Source organism: Maricaulis sp. (assembly GCF_048270265.1).
Classification (GTDB): Bacteria; Pseudomonadota; Alphaproteobacteria; order Caulobacterales; family Maricaulaceae; genus Maricaulis.
Map to the genome: position 1 here is coordinate 1 of NZ_JBLWTD010000009.1, position 13,183 is coordinate 13,183.

The 13,183-nt window shown below is 64.4% G+C and carries 17 protein-coding genes; 7 read left to right on the forward strand and 10 right to left on the reverse strand.

The annotated features are described in order from the left end of the window. Positions 1-98 precede the first annotated feature (98 nt). The 5 genes from ccmA (at position 99) to ACN0YF_RS06725 (ending at position 2,877) form a co-directional block, all read left to right on the forward strand. Entirely contained in the window at positions 99-755 is a 657-nt protein-coding gene (gene ccmA / locus ACN0YF_RS06705; RefSeq protein ID WP_417481142.1) for a heme ABC exporter ATP-binding protein CcmA, read from the forward strand. Continuing rightward, entirely contained in the window at positions 755-1,423 is a 669-nt protein-coding gene (locus ACN0YF_RS06710) for a heme exporter protein CcmB (RefSeq protein ID WP_417493800.1), read from the forward strand. Before ccmA ends, ACN0YF_RS06710 begins: the two co-directional genes overlap by 1 nt. A 61-nt stretch (positions 1,424-1,484) precedes the next feature. After that, positions 1,485-2,216 carry a heme ABC transporter permease gene (locus ACN0YF_RS06715; protein ID WP_417481140.1) on the forward strand — a complete coding sequence of 244 codons (732 nt, stop codon included), beginning with the start codon at positions 1,485-1,487 and terminating at the stop codon, positions 2,214-2,216. Beyond that, positions 2,213-2,368, forward strand: a complete 156-nt coding sequence (gene ccmD, locus ACN0YF_RS06720) for a heme exporter protein CcmD (RefSeq protein WP_417481139.1) — start codon at positions 2,213-2,215, stop codon at positions 2,366-2,368. The genes ACN0YF_RS06715 and ccmD overlap by 4 nt, the downstream gene beginning before the upstream one ends. Next, complete coding sequence (locus tag ACN0YF_RS06725) at positions 2,365-2,877, forward strand: redoxin family protein (RefSeq protein ID WP_417481138.1); 513 nt, start codon at positions 2,365-2,367, stop codon at positions 2,875-2,877. Before ccmD ends, ACN0YF_RS06725 begins: the two co-directional genes overlap by 4 nt. Positions 2,878-2,886: 9 nt before the next feature. On the opposite strand, the gene ACN0YF_RS06730 is transcribed toward ACN0YF_RS06725, so the two are convergent. The 5 genes from ACN0YF_RS06730 to ACN0YF_RS06750 form a co-directional block, all read right to left on the reverse strand. After that, positions 2,887-3,189 carry a type II toxin-antitoxin system RelE/ParE family toxin gene (locus ACN0YF_RS06730; protein WP_417493869.1) on the reverse strand — a complete coding sequence of 101 codons (303 nt, stop codon included), beginning with the start codon at positions 3,187-3,189 and terminating at the stop codon, positions 2,887-2,889. Continuing rightward, positions 3,165-3,452: a ribbon-helix-helix domain-containing protein gene (locus tag ACN0YF_RS06735; RefSeq protein ID WP_417493801.1), complete on the reverse strand. Its 288-nt coding sequence runs from the start codon at positions 3,450-3,452 to the stop codon at positions 3,165-3,167. The genes ACN0YF_RS06730 and ACN0YF_RS06735 overlap by 25 nt, the downstream gene beginning before the upstream one ends. 55 nt (positions 3,453-3,507) lie before the next feature. Beyond that, a complete protein-coding gene (locus tag ACN0YF_RS06740; RefSeq protein WP_417481136.1) occupies positions 3,508-4,104 on the reverse strand; it encodes a MarR family winged helix-turn-helix transcriptional regulator in 597 nt (198 codons plus the stop codon). 87 nt (positions 4,105-4,191) lie between these two features. Beyond that, positions 4,192-4,854: an inner membrane-spanning protein YciB gene (locus tag ACN0YF_RS06745; RefSeq protein WP_417481135.1), complete on the reverse strand. Its 663-nt coding sequence runs from the start codon at positions 4,852-4,854 to the stop codon at positions 4,192-4,194. A 17-nt stretch (positions 4,855-4,871) separates the two neighbouring features. After that, positions 4,872-5,720: an EamA family transporter gene (locus ACN0YF_RS06750; protein ID WP_417493802.1), complete on the reverse strand. Its 849-nt coding sequence runs from the start codon at positions 5,718-5,720 to the stop codon at positions 4,872-4,874. 103 nt (positions 5,721-5,823) lie between these two features. On the opposite strand from ACN0YF_RS06750, the gene ACN0YF_RS06755 reads away from it, so the two are divergent. Together ACN0YF_RS06755 and ACN0YF_RS06760 are read left to right on the forward strand one after the other, a co-directional pair. Then, positions 5,824-6,534 (forward strand): hypothetical protein, encoded by a 711-nt coding sequence (locus tag ACN0YF_RS06755; protein WP_417493803.1) that lies wholly within the window; start codon positions 5,824-5,826, stop codon positions 6,532-6,534. Then, on the forward strand, positions 6,531-7,304 hold the full coding sequence (locus tag ACN0YF_RS06760; protein ID WP_417493804.1) for a pentapeptide repeat-containing protein: 774 nt from the start codon (positions 6,531-6,533) through the stop codon (positions 7,302-7,304). Before ACN0YF_RS06755 ends, ACN0YF_RS06760 begins: the two co-directional genes overlap by 4 nt. 4 nt (positions 7,305-7,308) lie before the next feature. Here ACN0YF_RS06760 and ftsY read toward each other — a convergent pair whose 3' ends face one another. From ftsY to ACN0YF_RS06785, 5 genes are all read right to left on the reverse strand, one after another. Continuing rightward, complete coding sequence (gene ftsY, locus ACN0YF_RS06765; RefSeq protein ID WP_417481131.1) at positions 7,309-8,256, reverse strand: signal recognition particle-docking protein FtsY; 948 nt, start codon at positions 8,254-8,256, stop codon at positions 7,309-7,311. Next, entirely contained in the window at positions 8,253-9,587 is a 1,335-nt protein-coding gene (gene mtaB, locus ACN0YF_RS06770) for a tRNA (N(6)-L-threonylcarbamoyladenosine(37)-C(2))-methylthiotransferase MtaB (RefSeq protein ID WP_417493805.1), read from the reverse strand. Before mtaB ends, ftsY begins: the two co-directional genes overlap by 4 nt. A gap of 35 nt (positions 9,588-9,622) precedes the next feature. Then, positions 9,623-10,237: a hypothetical protein gene (locus tag ACN0YF_RS06775; protein WP_417493806.1), complete on the reverse strand. Its 615-nt coding sequence runs from the start codon at positions 10,235-10,237 to the stop codon at positions 9,623-9,625. Between the two features lie 6 nt (positions 10,238-10,243). After that, the gene (locus ACN0YF_RS06780) at positions 10,244-12,121 is read right to left on the reverse strand and encodes a DUF885 domain-containing protein (RefSeq protein ID WP_417493807.1); all 1,878 of its coding nucleotides are present in this window, start codon (positions 12,119-12,121) and stop codon (positions 10,244-10,246) included. Between the two features lie 88 nt (positions 12,122-12,209). Next, entirely contained in the window at positions 12,210-13,079 is an 870-nt protein-coding gene (locus tag ACN0YF_RS06785) for an SDR family oxidoreductase (protein ID WP_417493808.1), read from the reverse strand. Positions 13,080-13,183: the final 104 nt, after the last annotated feature.

Consider the following 13,183-nt stretch of genomic DNA (forward strand, 5'->3'; position numbering starts at 1 on the left):
GGCCACATGTTTGCGCGGGTTTTACCCCTCATCCCCGTTTGCTGCAATGCGGCACGCAGTACGTTGACGTATGACCCGCATTTGGGCGACATGCTGTGATGACCTCAGCGCCGATTTCCCGGGCCTTCGAGCCGCCCCAAGCTTTCCCGCCATTGCGCCTCGGCGTGAGCGGTCTGGGCCTGTCGCGCGGCGATACGGTGCTGGCGCGCGATCTGGCGTTCGAGCTGTCACCGGGCGAGGCCGTGATGCTGACGGGCCGCAATGGCACCGGCAAGACCAGCCTGCTGCGCGCCCTGGCCGGCTTTATCGAGCCCGATGCCGGCGCGATCACCCTCAATGATGCCCCGCCATCCGATGCCGCGGCTGACACCATCGCCTGGCTCGGCCATGCCGACGGGCTCAAGCCCGGCGAGACACCGCGCAGCGCCCTGCGTTTCTGGGCCGACCTCTATGGCCAGCCGCGCACCGCGATCATGCCCGCCCTGCGCGCCCTCGAGATCGACCATCTGATCGACCGCCCCGCCGCGCGCCTGTCGCGCGGGCAGCAAAGGCGCTGTGGCCTGGCGCGCATCGTGCTGGCCCATCGCCCGCTCTGGCTGCTCGACGAACCCGCCGGCCCGCTCGATGCAGAAGGCCGGGCCTGTCTGGCGGCGCTTGTCGCCACGCATCGCGCCCAGGGCGGCCTGGTGATCGCCGCGACGCATCAGCCGCTCGACTGGCCCGATGCGCGCAGCCTCGATATGGGGCGGCTCTGATGGGTGTTCTCACAGCGATCTTTGCGCGCGAAGCCCGCCTCGCCTGGGCCGGCGGTGGCGGTGCGGCCGGACCGGCCGCCTTCTTCCTCGCCGCGATCACCCTCGCTCCGCTCGCCATCGGCCCCGCTGCCGACCTGCTCGCGGCCGCGGGTCCCGGCATTCTCGCCTTCGCGGCCCTGCTCTCCGTGCTGCAATCAGCCGAACGCCTGTTCGGCGATGATTTCTCCGACGGCACGCTCGATCTCTACCTGCTCACGCCCACCAGCCTGGCGGCCCTGTGCCTGGCCAAGGTGATGGGCCAGGCCAGCGCGACCCTGTGGCCTTTGTCGTTGATCGGTGTCCTCGGCGGGCTGATGTATGGCCTGCCGCCAATTTCAGCCCTGGTGCTTGGCGCAGCCCTGCTCGCCGCCATCCCGGCCCTCGCCCTGATTGCCGGTTTCGCCGGCGCCCTGGCCGCCGGCATCAAGCGCGGCGGCCTGCTGATCGCCCTGATCGCGACGCCGATGATGGTCCCGGTCCTGATCTTCGCCGCCGGGGCGGGCCGTTCGGCCTTTGCCGGCGATGAGCGGGCGGTGGCGAATTTGCTGCTGACGCTGGCGATCAGCCTTGGCACGGTGGCGCTGGCGCCGTTCGGGATCGCCGCGGCGGTGCGGGGGCGGCTGGGATGAACGGGCAAGCTGCGACCACCCGGCAGTTGCCGCCCGGCTTCCCGCAAAGTAAGTGAGCGCCATGCTGTCCTATTTCGCCAACCCGCAACGTTTCGACCAGCTGGCCCGCATCGCCATTCCGGTGTTTGGCGTGTTGACGCTGATCCTGCTTGGCGCGGGCATCTACATGTCCTTCTTCGCCTCGCCGCCGGACTATCAGCAGGGCGATACGGTGCGGATCATGTATGTGCATGTGCCCGCCGCCTATATGGCTTCGGCGCTGTATGCGGCGTTGGCCGGGGCGAGCTTTGTCTATTTTGTCTGGCGCCATGCCATTGCCGATGCGGCTGCGGCGGTGATCGCGCCGATCGGGGCCGTGTTTACGGCGCTGGCGCTCGCGACGGGCTCGATCTGGGGCAAGCCGATGTGGGGCACCTGGTGGGAATGGGATGCCCGCATGACTTCGGTTCTGGTGCTCTTCCTGGTCTATCTTGGCTATATGGCGCTGCGCTCGGCGCTCGAAGATGCCCAGCAGGCGGCGCGTGCCGGTGCCATCCTGGCCATGGCCGGGGTGATCAATCTGGTGATCGTGAAATTTTCTGTCGAATGGTGGTCGAGCCTGCACCAGCCGGCCTCGGTTTTCCGCGCCGACGGGCCGACGATTGATCCCAGCCAGCTCTGGCCGCTGGGGTTGATGGCGCTGGGCTATACGACACTGGCCGGCTGGCTGGTCTTCTACCGTCTGCGCTCGCGCGCCATCGCGCGCCGGGCCGAAGCGCTGATGCGGCAGAAAGAGCGCGGGGATTTCAAATGAGCGAATTTCTCGCCATGGGCGGTTATGCGGTCTGGGTCTGGTCGGCCTGGGGACTGTCGGCGGCGGGCCTGATCGCGCTGGTCATTTTCACGCTCGCCGAACGCCGTGCGGCCTCGGAGCGGTTGCGGCGTCTGGAGAATGACGAGGCATGATGCAGGCTGTGCGCCTTCTCGCCCTGTTGGGCATCTTCGCCCTGCTCACCGTGCTGGGCCTGCGCTGGTATCAGGATCGCCCTGCGCCGCCCGAGCCCATGCCCGCCCTGACGCTGGCCGCGGTGGACGGGCGCGCGAGCTTTGATCCGGCGGCGATCGAAGGGCCCTATCTGATCAATGTCTGGGGTTCCTGGTGTCCCTATTGCCAGATGGAGCATCCGGTCCTGATGGCGCTGCAGGCCGAGGGCATCGCGATCTATGGCATCGCCTGGCGTGACACGGCGGCAGCGGTCAATGCCACGCTCGACCGGCATGGTGACCCCTATGCCGGCGTCATGCTTGATGTCGACGGGCTCTCCGCACAGGCGCTCGGCATAACCGGAACACCGGAAACCCTGGTGGTCAGCGCCGACGGGCAGATCCTGGCGCGCTGGTTCGGTCCCATGTCGGAGCGCGTCTTGCGCAACCGGATCTATCCGGCGCTCGAGCGCGGGGCGTTGCGGGAATAGGTTCAGGCCTCAATCGTCCTTGAACATCGCGGCGTGATCCCTGGCCCCATGCGCGACGCGCAGGATCGTGACCGCTGTCGCGTCATGGCGGTAATACACGGCATATTTCCGGCAAAATGTGACCCGCAGGCCCGGGGCGAACTTTTCCCGCGAGGCGCCCGATTGCGGCAAATCCCGCAAGGGTTCCAGCTTGTCGAGGATTTCATCAATGAAGAGATCGGCCTGCGCCGGTGAATCGAGGGCAATGAAGGCCCAGATATCAGCCAGATCCAGGCGGGCGGCGTCGGTTATGCGGATGGGTCGGCGGCCGATGACCGAAGTCTCCCGAGCGTCTTGATATCGTCAGCGTCGAAAGCGCGGACCCGGCCCTGATCATGATCTTCGACACCGGCGGCAATGAATGCGCGCATCTGCGCCGAGTTGTGCTCTGTGGCCAGCCGCTTTTCCCGCCAGTCACGCAGGGCTTCGCGGATGATCTCGCTGGACGAGGCGTAATCACCGGTCTCGACAGCGCCGCGGACGAGGGCGGCGATCTCACTGGTCAAGGTAATGGTGATGCGTTCCATGGCGCTCATGCGCATACTTGATCATACTTTGTGCGAAAAAATCAAGTCAGCACGCCGTCAGAGCTCAGGCCGCAGAGCGCTCGCCAGCGTCCTTGCGGGCCTTCTTCTCGGCCTTTTTGGCCTTCAGTCTGGCCTTTTCCTTGGCGCGCTTCTTGGCCTTTTTCTTCTTTTCCTTGTCCTTCACCTTCGCCTTCTTGACCGCTTCCTCGCCCTTTTCCAGGGTCAGGGCGATGCGGCGCAGGGTTTCCAGGAAATTGGCACGCTTGTTCTTGGGCAGGGCGGAGATGATGGCGCGATCGGCCTCCATCGCGCCGAGCGTGGCGGCGTCCAGCAGGGCGCGGCCGGAGGCGCTGAGATGGATCGCATTGGCGCGGGCATCATCAGCCAGTTTTTCGCGTTCCAGCAGACCATTGCGCGCCATGCGCGAGACCAGCTCGGCCAGGGTGGAGCGGTCGATCCCGGTCGTCTTGACCAGCTCGGTCTGGGTCAGGCCCTCATTCTGGGCGGTGGCGTGCAAAACGGCGAACTGGCGCTGGGTGAGCTTGGCGCCGGCCATCGCCTTGGTGAAGCGTTCGGCGGCGAATTGCTGGGCCCGGTGCAGGAGATGTCCGGGCGAATCCGCGAGGTCGAAAACTTTGGGGCTGTGCTTCTCGCTCGCCATATCGGTCTCCGGGTCTCGGCTGGGTCATTCTAGGGCGGATTTATAACGCAAAAATGACATTTGTCCGATCACGGAGCGTCGCATTTCTTATGCGGCTTCTCCGCTTTCCTCGCCGTCTTCGTCCCCGGGGCGCTGATATTTGAGCAGGAGCGGCATCTGCAGCCCGGCGAAGATCAGGCTGAGCACCATCACACCGAGCTTGGCATTGGCCCAGAAACTTTCGGATATCTCGATCTCGGCGAACCAGCGTGCCGATTCCGGCACGACGGAATCCGTGATGTGCCGCCACATGAACTCGTTGAGCAGGGCGAGAAACTGGAACCAGAGCGCCCAGCGCACGGCCAGCATGGTCCAGGCCTCCTCGGGCAGGTTGAACACACTGGCGAAGAAGACCTTCCAGACATTATGCCCCAGCGCGACGCTGATCAGGATCAGGAAGGAATAGAAGAAATTGATGATGGTCGGCTTGAGATAGAGGAAGATCGGATCCTGCAGCACGATGCCGATCGTGCCCATGCCGAGAACGATCACCGTCGTGAAGATCAACATGGGCGGGAAGCGTTTCTCGACCTGGATGGCGTAGATCAGCCCGATCACCGCAGCGATCATATAGGCGCCGGTGCCGATATAGATCGCCTGGTCGCCGGCATAGGCGCGCGCCAGGTTGTAGACGACGATCCAGACCCCGATGGGACCGAAATCAACCAGCATGCTGGCGGTCTGTTTCGACGTGGTCTCGGTCTGGCTCACGGGGTTCTCCTCGGCATTCACAATGTCTGCATCACGACAAGTCCGGTGACCAATAGCACGGCCAGCGCAATACGCTTCAACCCGAAAGCCTCCTTCAGGACCAGCGCCGCAAGCAGTGCGCCGAATACGATACTGGTCTCGCGCAGCGCCGCCATCGGCGCCACCGGAGCGATGGAATAGGCGTAGAGCGCCAGGCCATAGGTCGTCAGATTGAACAGCATCGAGGTGGCGGCGGGTCGGGTCTCCTGGCGCGCCATGGCCCAGAACCGCGAACCGCGCCGAATGACTGCTGTGGTGCCAATCGTGACACCTGAAAGCACGAAGAACCAACCCGTATAGACCATCACGTCACCGGAGGCGCGCACGCCGGCGGCGTCGATGACGGTATAGCTGGCGGTCATGCCGGCGGCAGCGAGGGCGAGCAGCAGGACCTGCGCCTTGGGCGCGCCGTCCTTCTCCGGCCAGGCAAAGCCGACCAGCGCCGCCGAGGCAATCGCCAGGCCGAGCAATTGCCAGAGCGAGACCGCTTCGCCGAGAAACAGATAGGCGGCCAGCGTCGCCAGCGCCGGCGCGCTGCCGCGCATCACCGGATAGACCAGATTCATCTCGCCGCGCTCGAAGGCCGCGATCAGCAACATGTTGAAGGCCCAGATCGTGGCCGAGCCGAGCAGCAGGAAGCGCCAGACTTCCCAGCCGGGAAAGGGTTGAAACACCAGCCAGGGCAGCATCAGGAGAGCAACGAAGATCAGCGACAGGGCTCGGAACACAAGCCGGTCTTTCGCGCGCTTGGTCAGCAGTGTCATGCCGGCATGGGCCAGGGCCGAACCGAGCATGGCGAGGGCGCCATAGGCGAGTGCGGGGGTCACCTGCGGGGGCTCCGGGCCAAAAGAGGTTGCTCGCCCGGCATTGCAAACCCTAGTGTGATGGTGAAATCTACCCTGGGTTGGAGGGGCTGGGTGTGGCGCATCAATGAGTTATCCTGTTGAGATCGAACTGGGGAAGTCCCGGGAAAAATGCGTGGAATTCGGTTGCGGCTCGATATCGATCCGGGTGGATACGGCGAAGCGCCGTAACCATCGCGATATCTGGATCAAGTTTGACTTTTCCGACATCGATATCGTGACCGATGGCGTTGCGATCCCGAATGTGAAGTGTGCCCTTCGTGATGTCCAGTTCGTGTTCGAGGTCGCTGGTTGGAACTGTCAGGTGCAGCGGCCGGACAATCTGGCAGACCTGGATCGCAGCATCGAGCAACGTGATCAAAAGCGCGTCGTTCGCGGCGATCAGATCGGAACGGGTGTGCCCGGGGTCGCCGGCGCCAAAAAGGCGGTGAAAAAGGAAAAGCAGGTCAGCGTCAAGGACGCCCGGCGCGCACGGTATGATTACGTAAAGCCCGTCAATGGCCTCCGGAACAGACAGGGATGGAAGTTTACGCCCAAACAGGGCGGCTGCCTCGACTATTCCGAGCCGGAGTACTTGCGGGCCGGTGTCATGAGCAAGCAGGAGGCGGACGCCGAAATTGTCCTCAAGGTGGACAAGTTCATTCACGGGCACAATGTTGTCGTTTCCAAGCTTGCCGCGGACGGCAGCGTGAGAAAGATGGGTTTTCTCGAACGCGTGCTCGCAAAGCTCGCCAAAATCGATGAGCACATGACGGTCAGGGTGTGTGACGCATTATGAGCAAAATCCATGTCAGCCCCGAGGTCGGGCGAATAATTTCCGCCGTTGTCAATTCTGACGCGGATTCATTTCACGCCTTGTCTCGGGCCTCCGGCCTGATCGACACCGATTTTCTCTGCGACTCGGACTTCTCCGACGTCGAAGACCCGGGGCAGGACTTCACCGATGTCTCGATCAAGAACAGCTTCTTCTGCAATTCACTCCTCGATCAGTCGCTGTTCGACGGCACCATAGCCACCGGTGCGGATTTCTCGTTCTCTAGCCTGAAAGGCGCCGTATTCAGGTTCTGCGATCTGTCGAATACGATTTTCCGGCATGTCGATCTGACCGATGCCGTGTTCGAGCGCTGCACGGTCAACCGGGCGGATTTTTCGGGTTCGAATGTGCATCGCGACCAGTTCACGGAATGCCAACTGCGCGACCTGTCCTTTTTTAAATTCCAGTCGCTCGCCGGCGCGAGCTCGGGCCAGACTCACGTCCGGGCTGAATGGGTTACGGAGGTCAATTCCATCCTGAGGAAAATCGAGCGCGACCTCAAACGGGTGGAGCCGGTTCCCGAAGGCCTTGGCTCGGCCCTGGCAAACGGCCAGCGCAGCGTCCGGCAGGCTGCGGGCGCCCCGAATCTGGCGGATTGGGCCGCGATTTTGTATTATGTCGATCAGATAAACCTTCAGCTGCGGCAGGCGCGTCTCGACTTTTCCAACCAGGCGCGTGACCTGAATTTGTTGGCAAATCTTCTCAAGAAGAACACGGTGGTCGCGAGCGGATAATCTGTCAGCTCTCCAGACCGGCCAGCGCCCGCGAGAAGTCGCGGGCGTTGAAGGCCTGGAGATCGTCCTCGCCTTCGCCGATGCCGATATAGTGGATCGGCAGCTGGAATTTCTCCGCCACCTGCACCAGGGCGCCGCCCTTGGCGGTGCCGTCGAGCTTGGTCATCACCAGGCCGGTGATCTGGGCCGCATCGAGGAAGGCCTGGGCCTGGGAGACGGCATTGGAGCCGACGGTGCCGTCCAGCACCAGCACGGTTTCATGAGGGGCGGACGGGTTTTTCTTGCGGATGACGCGCACGATCTTGCGCAGCTCGTCCATCAGTTCGGCCTTGTTCTGCAGGCGGCCGGCGGTGTCGATCAGCACCGTGTCGCGGCCTTCGCGTTCGGCCTGTTCCAGCGCGTCAAAGGCAAGGCCCGCCGCATCGGCTCCGATTTCGCGCTTGATGACCGGCGATTTCGCGCGCTCGCCCCAGACCGAGACCTGTTCGATCGCCGCGGCGCGGAAAGTGTCGCCGGCAACCAGGATCGGGTCGCGGCCCTCGCGCTTGAGCTTGACCGCGATCTTGCCGAGCGTCGTCGTCTTGCCGGAGCCGTTCACCCCGACAAACAGGATCACATGCGGGCCGTCCGTACCGGTCAGCTGCAAGGGTTTTTCCAGCGGTTGCAGGGTCTCGCAGATCACTTCGGCGAGGGTCTCGCGGACTTCCTCGTCGGTTATTTCCTTATCGAAACGATCGCGGGCCAGCCGGTCGGTCACGCGCAGCGCAGCGGCGGTGCCGAGATCGGAGGCGATCAGCAGGTCTTCCAGCTCGTCCAGCGCCTCGCGATCCAGCTTGCGCTTGGTGAAGATCGCGGTGACCGATTCGCCGAGCTTGGATGAGCTCTTGCTCAGGCCCGATACGAGGCGGGAAAAGAAGCCGCGTTTCTTCTCGGCTGGTTTGTCGTCGCTCATGCTGTGAGCTCCCCGTGCAGCTCGCGCCCGTCATGGTGGGTCACCTGGACATTGACCAGCGCCCCGGCGCGCGGAAATTCGGATTCGGGCAGACGAATGGCGGCAAAATTCCCGGCCCGGGCAAAGCCGGGCTTTTCCATCAGGGCGCCGCTGACGGTGCCGACCATGCTGTCGAGATGGGCGCTGAGCACCTGGTCCGCCTTCTCGCGCAGACGCGCGGCACGGGCCTTGATGACGGCCTTCTCCAGCTGCGGCATGCGCGCCGCCGGCGTGCCCGGGCGCGGCGAATAGGGGAAGACGTGCAGATAGGCGAGCTGGCACTCATCAACGAGTTTCAGCGAATTCTCGAACATGGCCTCGGTCTCGGTCGGGAAGCCGGCGATGATATCGGCGCCAAAGGCGATCTCCGGCCGCGCGGCCTTCAGCCGGTTGCACAGGGCAATGGCGTCTTCGCGCGAATGGCGGCGCTTCATGCGCTTGAGGATCATATTGTCGCCGGCCTGCAGCGAGAGGTGCAGATAGGGCGCGATCCGTTCATCGCCGGTGACGGCCTCGAACAGGGCCTCGTCGATCTCGATCGCATCGATCGAGGACAGGCGCAGGCGCGGCAGGTCCGGCACCTGTTTCATGATCGCCTGTACCAGCCGGCCCAGCGGCGGTGTGCCGGGCAGGTCGCCGCCCCAGGAGGTCAGATCCACCCCGGTGAGCACGACCTCGCTATGGCCGGAGGCGACCAGTGACTTGATCTGATCGACAATTTCGCCGGCCGGAACCGAGCGCGAATTGCCGCGGCCAAACGGGATGATGCAGAAGGTGCAGCGATGGTCGCAGCCATTCTGGACCTGGACATAGGCGCGCGCACGCCCCTCCATGCCCTCGACCAGATGGCCGGCGGTCTCGCGCACGCTCATGATATCATTGACGCGCACCTTCTCGGTGCCGCCCAGCAGGGTGACGGGATTGAAGGTCTCGGCGCGCAATTTCTCGGCATTGCCGACGACACGGTCGACCTCTGGCATGGCGGCGAACATGGCCGGGTCGACCTGGGCCGCGCAGCCGGTGACGATGATCTTTGCGTCGGGATTGGCGCGGCGGGCCTTGCGGATCGACTGGCGCGCCTGGCGCACGGCTTCCGATGTCACGGCGCAGGTATTGATCAGAATGGCATTGTCCAGCCCGGCCTCGCGGGCATGGGCACGCATGACTTCGCTCTCCCAGGCATTCAGCCGGCAGCCGAAGGTCAGGATTTCAAGGCCGTTTTCCGGATCCGTCTCACGCGTGGAAGGCGTGTCGGCACCGGAGGCGGCAGGATTGTCTGTGTGCGCGCTCATGGAGCGTGGATAAGTGGTGGAGCCAGGCCTTCAGGTCAAGCGCGGCTGGCAATCACCCGCCGCATCGCCTCGCCCGCCAGAACCGCCCAGAGCGCCAGAAGCGTGTGATAGACGTGCCAGTTGGCGATGCCGAGCGTCGTCGCTTCACGGCTGGAGCCGACGGCGACCGAGGCATAGCCCAGCAAGAGCCAGGCAAACAGCCAGATGAGGCCGGTCTGAAAGCGGCGATGCACCAGAAGCGCGATGCTGGCGGCGAGCCCCAGCAGCAGGGCCAGTTGCGGAATCAGCGCCAGAATGCCCTCACTGCCCGGCCAGGCCATCATGCCCACGGTCAGAACCGGGATGCCCACCCGCAGATAGCGTCCAATGCCCGGCGCCAGTTTGATGGGGAAGGCTTCCCAGGCGAGGCCGAGGGCGATCAGCAACATGCCGGCAGCCCCGGCGAATGTGCTGGCGAGGCTGTGCATTTGCGCCAGCTCGTTGACCTGCCCGCTGGCAAAACGGACGGCGCCGATCAGTGCCGCCAGCCCGACAAAGGCCAGCCCGAGCCGGACCATGCGGACATCGCCCTTGCGCCGGTGTGGCCAGAGCCGCCAGATGCCGAGGCCGCAGCCGATGACGACGAGAAAGTCTGTGAGGGCGAAGAGCATCGTGTTCTAGTTCCGATTTCCGGCTTCTTGTTCATCCATCCAGCGATGCATCTTGGCCTCGAGCGCCGAGAGCGGCATGGAGCCATCCTCGAGCAGGACATCGTGGAAATCCCGGATGTTGAAATTCTCGCCCAGGCGTTCTTCCGCCTCGGCGCGCAGGTCGCGCATCAGCAATTCGCCGGTCTTGTAGGCCAGCGCCTGGCCGGGCCAGGAGATATAGCGCAGCACTTCGGTGCGGATATTGTGCGGCGCCAGGGCGGAGTTCTCGAGGAAGCAGGCTTCGGCTTCCTCGCGGGTCCAGCCCATATAATGCACGCCGGTATCGACCACGAGGCGGCAGGCGCGCCACATCTCGTAGCTCAAGCGGCCGAACTCCTCATAGGGCGTCGTATAGATGCCCATATCGCGGCCCAGCGTCTCCGAATACAGGCCCCAGCCCTCGCCGAAGGCGGTGATATAGGTGTCGCGGCGGAAGTCCGGCACGTTTTCCAGCTCCGACGCGATCGAGCCCTGGTGGTGATGCCCGGGCACGGCCTCATGCGCGGTCAGGGCCGGCAGGGTGTAGAGCGGGCGCTGGGTCAGGTCGTAGGTGTTGACCATATAGCCACCGGCAATGCCGCGCTCCATATCGCCGGGCCAGTAACGGCCGGTCGTATAGGTCGGCGCCATCGTGTCCGGCACCGGCCGCACGCCATAGGACAGGCGCGGCAGACGGCCGAAATAGGCCGGCATCTGGTCATCAAGCCGTTTGGCAATCCAGGAGGCGTGCATCAACAGCTGCTCCGGCGTCGAGGCGTAGAATTGCGGGTCGGTGCGCAGGAAGTTGAGGAATTCGGCAAAGCTGCCTTCAAAGCCGGCATCCTCGATCACGGCTTCCATCTCGGCCCGGATCCGTGCGACTTCGGCGAGGCCGCGCTGGTGTACCTCTTCCGGCGATGTATCGAGCGTGGTGTGGAAGCGCACCAGCGTCTGATAATAGGCGCGCCCCTCGGGCACTTCGGAGATGCCGAGACTGGTGCGGGTTTGCGGCACGTATTCGTCGCGGAGGAAGCTGGCCAGGCCGGCATAGGCCGGCTGGGCCGAGGTTTCGATTGCGGCGACCGCCTCGGCATAGAGCCGCGCCCGCTCGGCGGCGGGCAGCGAGGTGGGCAGGCTGTCGATCGGCGCGATCAGTATGGCGCGCAGGCTGGCCGGGTCGCGGAGACCTTCGACTTGGCCGGCGGCGGATTCCGCAATAATCCGCGGCTGGGTGAAACCACTGTCGAGGCCGCGCCGCATCCAGTCGATATTCTGCTGGAAATAGCCGGCGATGCCGTTGATGCGGGTGATCCAGGCTTCGCCCTCGGCAATCGTGCGCGGGCGTGCCGATGCGGCGGCATAGGATGGCCAGTAGAAGAAGCCGCTGTCGGAATCGAAGGCGATACGGGCCTCGTTGAAGGGGGCGAGCTCGGTCCGGAAGCGCAGGATGTAATCGAGCACCGCATGGGAGATCTGGTCGCTCTGCGACAGGTCTGCGGCGTTGATGGCATCGAGGCGTTCCAGGAAGCCGGCCTCGGCGGCGAATTGCGTGGCCTGGGCCTCCGGCGAGAAGTCCGGCCATTGTCCCGCTGCCACCAGATCGCCGCGGCGGCCGCGTTCGTCGGGACTGTTTGCCAGTTCGAAAGCCTCGAAATCGGCGACCAGTCCGGCGAAGGCCTCGCTGGCCCGGCTATCGGCGGCCTCGGCGGGTGCGGTCGTCGGTGCCGGGCTGGCCGTTTCGGCAATGGCTTCATTCGCCGGCGCAGTGTCCCCGGACGCAGGGGTGTTCTCCGTCTGCCCGCAGGCGGTCAGGGCCAGCGCCATCAGGCCGGCCAGTGAGGCGTGCGAAACCGTGCGATACTTCATGTCAGTCCCCCGGGCGCTGCGGCGCCGATGCGAATTGTCTCTGCCGTCATTCTTCACCAGCCAGACAGGCCCGGCAAGCGGTGTCGACTCAGCGTTCGCGCCGGGTCAGGCCCAGGCGTTTGGCGAGGATATTGTTGACCATGCGCTCCGGCAGCATGCGCGGCAGCGACCAGTTGGTCAGCCGCTGGGGCACGAGTGCATAGCGGAAACGCGGCTTGTCCTCGGTCAGGGCGCGGAAGGCGCGGTCGGCGATCACCGAGGGCGGGAAGCCTTCCGGGCCGCTCTTGCTCATGTAATTGCGAAGCCGGGTCAGGGCCTTGTAGTAGACCGAACCCTCATAGGGCGTGATGTCGACCTCGTCCGATTTCGACCAGATCGGCGTTGCCACCGCACCGGGGCCCAGCACGATCACTTCGATCCCGAACAGCATCATTTCCCGGCGCAGGGATTTGGACAGGCCCTCCACCGCATGTTTGGAGGCCGAATAGGGCCCGAGGAAGGGCGCGCCCATCTCGCCGGCGACCGAGGAGATCATCACGATCCGGCCCGGATCGCCGGTCAGGCTCTCATCGGCGCCAAGCAGTGGCCCGAAAGCCTGTGTGGTGCGCACAACGCCGGTGACGTTGACATCCATCTGCTGCTGGAATTCCTCGATCGGCAGTGTGAGCATCGGCCCGGCGACCGCGATCCCCGCATTATTGACCAACCCTTTCAGGGTCACGCCATTGAGAGTCGCGCGCACCGTGTCGGCAGCACTCTGCATCGAGGCCATATCGGTGACCTCCATGATCAGGGGCGTCACCGCAGCGCCGAATTCTTCCTTCAACCGGTCAGCATCGGCCTGTTTGCGCACGCCGGCAAAGACGTGCCAGCCCTTGGCGGCGAGCTCGGCGGTACAGGCATGGCCGATGCCGGTGGAGGCCCCGGTGACGACGGCGGATGGTGTTGGGTTGGTCATGATCAGCTCCCTGCTTTGGCTACAGGCTAGTCTGCTGCGAGGCATTTGCCATATGGATTTTGCTTTTTCACCAGCGCGGTTAGTCTGTTGCACGAATCTGTCGG